Annotated in this window: 10 protein-coding genes; 6 read left to right on the forward strand and 4 right to left on the reverse strand. The window is 59.9% G+C overall.

All coding sequences use genetic code 11. The features are described from left to right. Positions 1 to 66 precede the first annotated feature (66 nt). The 6 genes from ACRZ95_RS04335 to ACRZ95_RS04360 all read left to right on the forward strand — a co-directional run bounded on the left by ACRZ95_RS04335 (position 67) and on the right by ACRZ95_RS04360 (position 7,125). A complete protein-coding gene (locus tag ACRZ95_RS04335) occupies positions 67 to 2,961 on the forward strand; it encodes a formate dehydrogenase subunit alpha (RefSeq protein ID WP_170677693.1) in 2,895 nt (964 codons plus the stop codon). Between the two features lie 16 nt (positions 2,962 to 2,977). After that, positions 2,978 to 3,574: a formate dehydrogenase FDH3 subunit beta gene (fdh3B, locus tag ACRZ95_RS04340; protein ID WP_170376582.1), complete on the forward strand. Its 597-nt coding sequence runs from the start codon at positions 2,978 to 2,980 to the stop codon at positions 3,572 to 3,574. A gap of 70 nt (positions 3,575 to 3,644) precedes the next feature. Next, positions 3,645 to 4,850 carry a formate dehydrogenase subunit gamma gene (locus ACRZ95_RS04345; protein WP_170677692.1) on the forward strand — a complete coding sequence of 402 codons (1,206 nt, stop codon included), beginning with the start codon at positions 3,645 to 3,647 and terminating at the stop codon, positions 4,848 to 4,850. Further along, positions 4,851 to 6,113, forward strand: coding sequence for a c-type cytochrome (locus tag ACRZ95_RS04350; RefSeq protein ID WP_170677690.1), 1,263 nt, complete (start codon positions 4,851 to 4,853; stop codon positions 6,111 to 6,113). Positions 6,114 to 6,126: 13 nt separating this feature from the next. After that, a complete protein-coding gene (locus tag ACRZ95_RS04355; RefSeq protein WP_256439764.1) occupies positions 6,127 to 6,252 on the forward strand; it encodes a hypothetical protein in 126 nt (41 codons plus the stop codon). Next, positions 6,253 to 7,125: a helix-turn-helix transcriptional regulator gene (locus ACRZ95_RS04360; RefSeq protein WP_170677688.1), complete on the forward strand. Its 873-nt coding sequence runs from the start codon at positions 6,253 to 6,255 to the stop codon at positions 7,123 to 7,125. A gap of 39 nt (positions 7,126 to 7,164) precedes the next feature. Here the strand turns inward: ACRZ95_RS04360 and ACRZ95_RS04365 are convergent, their stop codons facing one another. From ACRZ95_RS04365 to ACRZ95_RS04380, 4 genes are all read right to left on the reverse strand, one after another. Continuing rightward, positions 7,165 to 7,980 (reverse strand): substrate-binding domain-containing protein, encoded by an 816-nt coding sequence (locus ACRZ95_RS04365; protein ID WP_170677686.1) that lies wholly within the window; start codon positions 7,978 to 7,980, stop codon positions 7,165 to 7,167. A gap of 20 nt (positions 7,981 to 8,000) precedes the next feature. Beyond that, positions 8,001 to 8,735, reverse strand: coding sequence for an ATP-binding cassette domain-containing protein (locus ACRZ95_RS04370; protein ID WP_170677684.1), 735 nt, complete (start codon positions 8,733 to 8,735; stop codon positions 8,001 to 8,003). After that, a complete protein-coding gene (locus ACRZ95_RS04375; RefSeq protein ID WP_170677682.1) occupies positions 8,728 to 9,441 on the reverse strand; it encodes an ABC transporter permease in 714 nt (237 codons plus the stop codon). Before ACRZ95_RS04375 ends, ACRZ95_RS04370 begins: the two co-directional genes overlap by 8 nt. A gap of 159 nt (positions 9,442 to 9,600) precedes the next feature. Further along, positions 9,601 to 10,590, reverse strand: coding sequence for an ABC transporter substrate-binding protein (locus ACRZ95_RS04380; RefSeq protein WP_170376562.1), 990 nt, complete (start codon positions 10,588 to 10,590; stop codon positions 9,601 to 9,603). Positions 10,591 to 10,592: the final 2 nt, after the last annotated feature.

The raw sequence follows: 10,592 nt of genomic DNA on the forward strand, positions 1-10,592 counted from the left end.
CCCTGATGTCGGTTCGCGAAGTACCAAGCCAGCCGTGGCTGACACGGCGCGCAAGGGAGGAAAACAATGCTTAGGAAAAAGACCAACGGGGTTGCGAGACGCCCCCAGCGGACAAGTATCCTGTCCCAGGTCGGCGAGAAAACCGTCGATCGCCGCGCATTCCTGCGTGGCTCGGGCCTGACGATCGGCGGCCTTGCCGCGATCAGCGCCACGGGTGGAACCGTGACGCAAGCCAGCGCCCAGACAGCGGCAAACCAAGCCGTTGAGAATATCAAATCCGTCTGCACTCACTGCTCGGTCGGCTGTACAGTTGTTGCCGAAGTGCAAAATGGTGTCTGGGTCGGTCAGGAACCCGGTTGGGACAGCCCGTTCAACCTGGGTGCACACTGCGCCAAGGGGGCCGCGGTCCGCGAACACGCCCATGGCGAACGCCGCCTGAAATATCCGATGAAAAAAGAGGGCGGAGAGTGGAAGCGCATCAGCTGGGACGAGGCGATCAACGAGATCGGTGACGGCATGATGAACATCCGTCAGGAATCCGGGCCGGACAGCGTGTACTGGTTGGGTTCTGCGAAGCACAACAACGAACAGGCCTATCTGTTCCGCAAGTTCGCCGCGTACTGGGGCACGAACAACGTGGACCATCAGGCCCGTATCTGTCACTCGACCACTGTTGCGGGCGTTGCGAACACATGGGGCTACGGCGCCATGACAAACTCTTATAACGACATGCACAACAGCCGGGCCATCTTTATCATTGGTGGCAACCCGGCCGAGGCGCACCCCGTCTCGCTGCTGCATATCCTGCGTGCGAAAGAGCAGAATAACGCGCCTCTGATCGTCTGCGACCCGCGCTTTACGCGCACCGCGGCCCATGCGGATGAATATGTCCGTTTCCGCCCTGGCACAGACGTCGCATTGGTCTGGGGTATTCTGTGGCACATCTTTGACAACGGCTGGGAAGACAAAGAGTTCATCCGCACCCGTGTCTGGGGGATGGACCAGATCAAGGAAGAGGTTGCCAAGTGGACCCCGGATGAGGTCGAGCGCGTCACCGGCACACCCGGCTCGCAGCTGCGCCGCGTCGCCCGGACCATGGTGAACAACCGCCCCGGCACCGTTGTGTGGTGCATGGGTGGCACTCAGCACACCAACGGCAACAACAACACCCGCGCCTACTGTGTGCTTCAGCTTGCGCTTGGCAACATGGGCACCACGGGTGGTGGCACCAACATCTTCCGCGGCCATGACAACGTGCAGGGCGCGACAGACCTTGGTGTTCTGTCCCACACCCTGCCCGGCTACTATGGCCTGTCGAAAGGGGCATGGGGTCACTGGGCCCGTGTCTGGGGTGAAGATCCCGAATGGCTGGCCGGTCAGTTCGCCACGATCAAGGACAAGGAAGGCAAGGATAAACCGCTCCAGAACGAGCGCGGCATTCCGGTCTCCCGCTGGATCGACGGTGTTCTGGAAGACCCTGCCAATATGGATCAGGACAACAACGTCCGCGCCATGGTTCTGTGGGGCCACGCGCCCAACTCTCAGACCCGTATGACGGAAATGAAGACGGCGATGGAGAAGCTGGACATGCTGGTCGTGATCGACCCGTATCCCACCGTCTCGGCCGTTCTGCAAGACCGCACTGATGGCGTTTACCTGTTGCCAGCCTGTACCCAGTTCGAGACCCGTGGCTCGGTCACGGCATCGAACCGCTCGCTGCAATGGCGCGACAAGGTGGTTGATCCTCTTTTCGAAAGCTTGCCGGACGAGGTCATCATGGCCAAGTTCGCCAACAAGTTCGGCTGGGCGGATCGTCTGTTCCGCAACATCGAGATGGACGACCCGGAAACCCCGAATGTTGAAAGCATCACGCGTGAGTTCAACTCGGGCCTCTGGACCATCGGCTATACCGGTCAGTCGCCAGAACGTCTGAAAAGCCATATGGCCAACCAGCACACGTTCGACAGAACCACGCTGCAAGCCATTGGTGGACCCAACGACGGCGAGTATTACGGTCTGCCATGGCCGTGCTGGGGAACGGCCGAGATGGGTCATACGGGGACACCGAACCTCTATGACATGTCCAAACCGGTGGCCGAAGGCGGCCTGACCTTCCGCGCCCGTTTCGGGGTGGAACGCGATGGTGACAACCTGCTGGCCGAAGGGGTCTATAGCGTCGGATCGGAAATTCAGGATGGTTATCCCGAATTCACGATGCAGATGCTGATGGACCTTGGTTGGGATGGTGACCTGACGGCGGAGGAACGCGCGGCAATCGACGCCGTTGCGGGACCAGAGACCAACTGGAAAACCGACCTCAGCGGCGGTATCCAGCGGGTCGCGATCGCTCATGGCTGTGCGCCCTTCGGGAACGCTAAGGCCCGCGCGGTTGTCTGGACCTTCCCGGATCCGATCCCGCTGCACCGCGAGCCGCTCTACACGAACCGGCGCGATCTGGTGGAGGACTATCCAACCTACGAGGACCGTCAGGCCTATCGCCTACCGACCCTTTATGCTTCGATCCAAAAGAACGACTTTTCAAAGGATTACCCGATAATCCTCACGTCAGGTCGTCTGGTCGAATATGAAGGCGGCGGCGATGAGACACGGTCCAACCCGTGGCTGGCGGAGCTTCAGCAGGACATGTTCGTCGAGATCAATCCGCGCGATGCCAACAACCTTGGTATTAGGGACGGATCACAGGTCTGGGTCGAAGGTCCTGAGGGCGGCAAGGTCAAGGTGATGGCGATGCTGACCAACAGGGTCGGTGCCGGCGTAGCCTTCATGCCATTCCACTTTGGCGGCCATTTCCAGGGCGAGGACCTTAGGGAGAAATATCCCAAAGGTGCCGATCCCTATGTGCTGGGTGAAAGTACCAACACTGCCCAGACCTATGGCTATGATTCAGTGACCCAGATGCAGGAGACCAAAGCGACTCTCTGCAAGATCTGGTCAGCGTAAGGAGGAGAAGAGAAAAATGGCAGCAAGAGCAAAATTTCTCTGCGACGCTGAACGCTGTATCGAGTGCAACGCCTGTGTCACCGCGTGTAAGAACGAACACGAGGTGCCATGGGGCATCAACCGCCGCAGGGTGGTAACGATCAATGACGGCAACCCGGGCGAACGCTCGATCTCGGTGGCCTGTATGCATTGTTCTGATGCGCCTTGCATGGCGGTGTGCCCGGTCGACTGCTTCTATCAGAACGAAGAAGGCGTCGTCCTGCACTCCAAGGACCTGTGCATTGGCTGCGGCTATTGCTTCTACGCGTGCCCCTTCGGCGCGCCGCAATATCCGCAGGCGGGCAACTTCGGATCGCGCGGCAAGATGGACAAATGTACCTTCTGCGCCGGCGGCCCCGAAGAAACGCACTCGACCGCAGAGTTCGCCAAATATGGTCGCAACCGGATCGCCGAGGGCAAACTGCCCATCTGCGCCGAGATGTGCTCCACCAAGGCCCTGCTCGCCGGTGACGGCGACGTCGTCTCGGCCATCTACCGCGAGCGTGTCGTCGCGCGCGGGTTTGGCTCGGGCGCGTGGGGTTGGGGCACCGCCTACGATCAGAAAGACGGCTAATTCGTCTGCGCAAAGAACAGGTGACCCGCCAAGGTGGGTCACCTGCATTGGAATTTTGACCGAGGTCCAGATGTTCCGTCTCATTTTCGCCCTTCTGTTCACCCTTGGGCTGACCCAGTTCGCCCTTGCCCAAAGCACCGAGACCGAGGCCCCTGCCGCGGATGAACGCGCCTCGACTGGCGGTGCCACGACGCTAGAAGATATTTTGGCGCGGCAGCGGGGAGAGAAAGTGGACAACGCCTACCGCTCGGAAAACACAGGTCAGGGCAATGTCGAGGGGCTGCTGGGGCAATTCGGAACAAGCGGTGTTGCCTCGGATAGCGATGTGTATCGGGCTATTCGCTTTGGCTCGGCCGATACAACGGTGTCGTCTCAAGGGCCTGCCGCTGGTGTCCTGATTCAGGATGGCGGCATGTGGTGGTGGAACTTCCGCACCGGCCCGCTGCGTGAGTATGGCAGCTACATTATTGCTGGCATGGCAGCCGTCATTCTGCTGTTCTTCCTCATCCGCGGTAAAATCCGCATTGATGGGGAGAAGACAGGCCGCACGGTTCTACGCTTCAACAGTTTTGAACGGTTCGGGCACTGGCTGTTTGCCGGGTCGTTCCTGATCCTCAGTATAACTGGCCTGCTGACGCTTTATGGCCGCGACTTCCTGATCCCGGTCTTCGGCAAGGAAGGCTTCGCCACCATCGCGCAGGGCTGCAAATGGCTGCACAACAACCTCGCCTGGGCTTTCATGCTGGGCTTGATCATCGTCACCGTGAACTGGATCGCCCATAACATTCCCAACAAAACCGACCTGAAATGGCTGGCCGCCGGAGGGGGATTGTTCACCAAAGGCAGCCATCCGCCCGCCAAAAAGTTCAACGCGGGCCAGAAAATCATCTTCTGGGCCTGTATCTTGCTGGGTATCTCGATCAGCCTATCCGGCCTGTCGCTACTGTTCCCATTCGAACTGCCGATGTTCGCCAAAACCTTCTCGATCGCCAACTCCACCGGCATTCCTCAAGCACTTGGCCTGAGCCTGCCCGTCCAAATGTCCCCGCAGGAAGAGATGCAATACGCACAGGTCTGGCACGTCATGGTGGCCTATGTCTTCATCGCCATCATTATCGCCCATATTTACCTCGGCTCGGTCGGGATGGAGGGCGCGTTTGACGCCATGGGCACTGGCGAGGTCGAAGAACAGTGGGCGCGTGAGCATCACTCGCTCTGGCTGGAAGAGGTGCAGGAAAAAGAGGCGGGTAAAGCAGCGGCCTCTCCCGCTGAATAGATGCGCTGGCTCGCCGTCGCGCTGGCCCTGATCCCCCTGCCCGCATGGTCCGAGTTCTTTACGCTCAAAGGCCATGGCGGGCCAATCATGGGCATCGCAACCGCACCTGACGGGCGGATCGCCACGGCCAGCTTCGACAATTCGGTTGGCCTGTGGTCCGATCAAATGCCCGAATGGTTGGAGGGCCACGAAGCCGCCGTCAACTCCGTGGTTTTCAACGGCACTGCCATCTACTCCGCCGGAGACGATTTCACCCTGCGCCGCTGGCCGGGTGGAGAGGTCGTGGGCCAGCACAAGGGCAAAATCGTGGGCCTTGCAGCCTCAAAAACCCATGTGGCAACAGCCAGTTGGGACGGAACAATTGGGTTGTGGCCGGTGGACGGCTCCGCCCCGCAGATGCTGGGTCCGGCCGGTGGCGGTGTGAACGCAGTGGTGTTTTCAGAGGATGGAACCCGGCTGTTCTCAGCGGGCGTGGACGGCAGCTTGCGCGAATGGGACGTGGCCAGCGGCCAGGAAACCCGGCGCGTGGTCGAACATGGTTTCGGCATCAATGAGCTTGCCCTGAACGAACAAGACGGCTGGATCGCCTATGGCGCTGTGGATGGCGGGACCCGTATCCGCGACCTCAGCACGGATGAAGAGAGAGATTTCACGCTGGACCGACGCCCTATTCTGGCGCTGGCCCTCAGCCCCGATCGCAGCCTTTTGGCCGTCGGGGATGGCGAAGGCTACATCATGGTGATCGACACGGTGGACTGGCGAATTGCCCAAGATTTTCGCGCCACGCTGCGGGGGCCGGTCTGGGCGCTGGCGTTCTCGGCTGACGGTCAGAACATCCATGCGGGCGGAATTGATGAGGCCATGTATAGCTGGCCCGTCGCCGCACTGCGGGATCAGGAGCAGATGGCTGTGTCTGAGCCCAGCTTTTTGAAAGACCCCGACCAGATGAGCAACGGCGAACGGCAATTTGCCCGAAAATGCTCGATCTGTCACAGCCTGACACCGGACGGGCAACGCCGTGCAGGTCCGACGCTTTATGAAGTGTTCGGACGGCAAGCCGGAACCCTGCCCGGTTATTTCTACTCGGAAACGCTGCAAGACTCTGATATCATTTGGAATGACGAGACGATAAATGCCCTTTTCGATGAGGGGCCGGATCACTACATTCCAGGATCAAAGATGCCGATGCAGCGGATCACGCAAGAACAGGACCGGAACGACCTGATCACCTTTTTGCGCCGCGCAACGGTCGATCCGAACTGAACCGGAGGAAACGATGAAAGCCTTTCTTGCCGCCGCAACTGCAATGGTCGTCATCACTGTTGCCGCCCCCTTTGCGCTGAACCAAATCGGCTTCAGCGCGGAACAGGCGACCTCTGGCCCTGCTGTGCGCCTCGACTGAATGTCCGAATACCTGACGACGAAAGAGCTGGCCGACCTGTTAAGGATCGGCGAGCGGAAAGCTTATGATCTCGCCTCCTCGGGTGAGGTGCCCTGTGTCCGCGCCATGGGTAAGCTGCTGTTTCCCCGGTCCGAGGTGATTGCATGGCTTAACGCCTCCCGCTCTGGCCCAGAGGTAGCGGAACCGCCCCTGCCCCCGATCATCGCGGGCAGCCATGATCCACTGCTGGACTGGGCACTGCGGGAGAGCGGATCTGGCCTCGCGACGTATTACGACGGCTCTTTCGACGGTCTCAGTCGCCTTGGAAGTCGCAGCGCACAGGCAGCAGCGCTGCATATCCATGAGGACAATGGCTTCAACACCCAATCCCTGCGCGATGCTTTGGGTGAGGCCCCTGTGGTCCTGATCGAGATCGCGCAGCGACAACGTGGACTTTTGCTGTCTCCGGAGACCTCGGACATTGCAGGTTTTGACGACCTCAGAGGTCGCCGCGTCGTCCTGCGCCAAAACAGCGCCGCCAGCCAACGTCTGTTCGATGCCGAACTCACAACCCACGGCCTGACCCGAGACGACCTGACCGCCCTGCCCACCTGCGCCCGCACCGAGGAAGAGCTGGCCATCACTCTGCACGACAACAAGGCTGAGGCCGGGTTTGGTCTGGGCGCATTGGCCAGCCTTTACAGCCTGCGCTTCGTGCCGACCCACTCGGAACGGTTGGATCTGGCGATCTGGCGGCGGGCGTATTTTGACGAGCCGATGCAAAAACTGCTGCGCTTCATACGCTCGGATCAGTTCCGCACGCGCGCGTCGGAGTTTGGGGGGTACGACCTGACCGGTTTGGGCCAGGTCCACCACAATGGCGCCAGCGGCTAGCGCTTCATCGTTTCAAGAATACGCTCACCGCAGGCCATTTTACTGCGCGTTAGGGAAAAACACCTGCTGCCCTTCCAGCCGGAAGTCCGCAATCGCCGCCTGACCGTCCGGCCCTGTCAGCCAATCAATGAATCTCTGCCCGGCATTGGCGCGCGTTTTCGGATGCCGCTCGGGATTCACCAGGATCACCCCATATTGGTTAAACAATCGTGGATCACCCTCGACCAGAATCTCCAGATCGCCTCTGTTACCAAAGGACAGCCAGGTCGCCCGGTCGGTCAGCGTATAGGCCCCCATGCCGCTGGCAATGTTCAAAGTGGCCCCCATGCCAGATCCGGTCTCGCGATACCATTCGCCCGACGCGCTGGTCGGGTTCAAACCGGCATCCGCCCAGTGGCTCATCTCGGCCTTATGCGTTCCACTGTCATCTCCGCGCGAGGCGAATACGGCCTCGGCCGCCTCGATCGCAATCAGCGCGGAGAGGATATCTGATCCCCCTTTGACGCCCGCCGGGTCCGATTTTGGCCCGACCAGAACAAAGTCATTATACATCAGATCCAAACGCTCAACGCCCCAACCATCCGCAACAAACTTCTCTTCCGCAGGCTTGGAATGGACCAGCAGCACATCCCCATCGCCGTTCACCGCATTGCGAATGGCCTGACCAGTGCCAACGGCCACGACGCGGACATCAATGCCGCTTTCCGCCTCAAAGCCCGGCAAAAGATAGTCCAGCAACCCCGAATTCTGGGTCGAGGTGGTGGATTGCACCACGATAAACGGCTCCTCCGCTGTGGCTATGCCAGCCATCATCCCAAGCCCAAGCGCCGCTGCGCGCAAAACTGCCCGTCTCATCACATGCTCCAATGTTTTTGTTATGTAACCAATGCACCCGAGAGATAGCGACGTGATGCGTCGCTTTCTGGGGCATCCAGAACCTGTTTGGCCGGTCCGTGTTCCACCACACGCCCGCCCTGCATCATGACAATATCCGCAGCCAACCGCCGCGCCTGTCCGATGTCATGTGTCACCATGACGATCCTCACCCCACGCGCCGAAGCCCGCAGGATCATACGCTCAATCGTCTGTACAGCGCTTGGGTCCAGTGCGCTGGTCGGCTCATCCAGAAACAAGGTCTCAGGGGTCATCGCCAAGGCTCGCAGGATCGCCAGCCGTTGCGCCTCCCCGCCCGACAAGGACCGCGCGGGCTGGCGGGCTTTGCTCTCAAGGCCTCCTTCGGCCAACAGCTCGGCAATCCGAAGTTTGCGTGCGCGACGCGCCAGCCCCTGCCGTTTCAGGACGAAGTCCAGATTGGCGGACACCGATCGGCGCAGAAGAACGGGCTGCTGGAACACCATCGCCTGCCGCGCTGTATGAGAAGCATTCAGCGGAGTGCCATCCTGCACAACCTGCCCCTGATCTGGTGAGATCAACCCATGCAAACACCGCAAGAGCAGGCTTTTACCCGCGCCGTTCGGACCCAACAACAGTGTTGGCCCCGGCCCGTCCAGTGTTAGATCAGCCACATCCAGAAGGACCTGTCCGTTGCGCCGGATGACCAGATCGCGGACCTGCAGGGACTGTGTCATCTCAAAGGTCAGATCACGCATGACGCAACCCCTCCCGTTCGGCGCGGAGGCTGGCGGCGCTGACCATGGCGTTCACAGCCACCGCGATCCCGATCAGGATCGCCCCCAGCGCCAGCGCCAAAGCCAGATTGCCCTTGGAGGTCTCGAGCGCGATTGTCGTCGTCATGACCCGCGTGACGTGATTGATGTTGCCGCCCACGATGATCACGGCGCCCACCTCGGCAATGGCCCGTCCAAACCCGGCCAAAAGCGCAGTAATCAAAGCCAAGCGCGCATCCCACAACAACACCGGAACCGAGGCCAGACGCGACACCCCAAGTGAACGGAGTTGTTCCGAGTATTCTTCGGCCAACATCTCAACCACTTGCCGGGTCAGTGCGGCGACGATGGGCGTGACCAAAACCACCTGCGCGATGATCATGGCGGTGGGCGTATAGAGCAGTTCCAACACTCCCAAAGGTCCCGAACGGGATAGCATCAGATAAACCAACAAGCCGACCACCACCGGTGGAAAGCCCATCAAAGCATTCATCAGCACGATCAACGCGCGGCGGCCGGGAAAGCGCGCCACGGCAAGCGCCGCCCCAACGGGCATCCCAATCAGCGCCGAGATCAGCACCGCGAACACGGACACTTTCAGAGACAGGAAAACAATCGCCCATAGCTCTGCATCCCCATCGAGAATGAGAGAGAGGGCGTGACTGAATTCTTCTGCAAATCCTTGCATTTTATCCTTCCGAGTGCGCTTGGATGGACGATTTGCGTTAAATTACAAGGAAATACTACTACAGATTCACCAAGAGTACATACACGAATCCGACAGTCGAAACAGAAAACGCGGCCCCGTTTTGGGACCGCGTCTTTGCGTCAGAAATGCCTGACAGGTTTAGTTCAGCGCCGCGTCGGTCACCTGATGTGTCCACGCCCCTTCCGGCTTCGCGGTGATGACCGGATCGGAACCACCTGCGAGCAGCGTGCTGACCGTACGCTCAAAATCAGCCGGGTCCAGTGCCCCGTTCGATCCTGCGGTCAGTTTAGCAATCTCGCCCATCATGCGTTTCTGATGCTCTTCGGTCTGCGCCCCGGTGGCGTCATTGTCGAGAACGATCAGAGCGGCCTCATCCGGGTTCTCTTCGGCATATTTCCAGCCTTTCATCGAGGCCCGCACAAAGCGCTGCATTTTCTCAACAAAGGCTTCGTCGCTCAGGTTCTCTTCCAGAACATACAGGCCATCTTCCAACGTCGCGACACCCTGGTCTTCGTACTTGAAGGTCACCAGCTCATCCGGATTCACGCCTGCATCAATGACCTGCCAGTATTCATTGTAGGTCATGGTGCTGATGCAATCGGCCTGACGCTGCAGCAGAGGATCGACGTTAAAGCCCTGCTTCAGCACCTCAACACCGTTTTCAGCTTTTCCGCCTGTGTCGATTCCCAGCTGGCTCATCCAGCTCATGAACGGGAATTCGTTGCCAAAGAACCAAACGCCGAGGGTGCGGTTCTTCAGATCCTCGGGTGAAGAAATCCCCGCGTCCTTCCAGCAGGTCAGCATCATGCCTGAGCTTTTGAAAGGCTGCGCGATATTGACCAGCGGCAAGCCCTTTTCCCGCGCAGCCAATGCGGCCGGCATCCATTCGACGGTTACATCCGCACCGCCACCTGCGATCACCTGTGTGGGCGCGATATCGGGACCGCCCGGCAGGATGGTGACGTCCAGATCTTCTTCCTCGTAGAACCCCTTGTCCTTCGCGACGTAGTAGCCTGCAAACTGCGCCTGCGTGACCCATTTGAGCTGCAACGTCACCTCATCGGCGGCCAGTGATGCACTGGCGGCCAGGCTAAAGGCGGCAACCGCCCCGCTGAGTAGCTTTTTCATCT

It is taken from the genome of Ruegeria sp. AI3 (assembly GCF_056541245.1).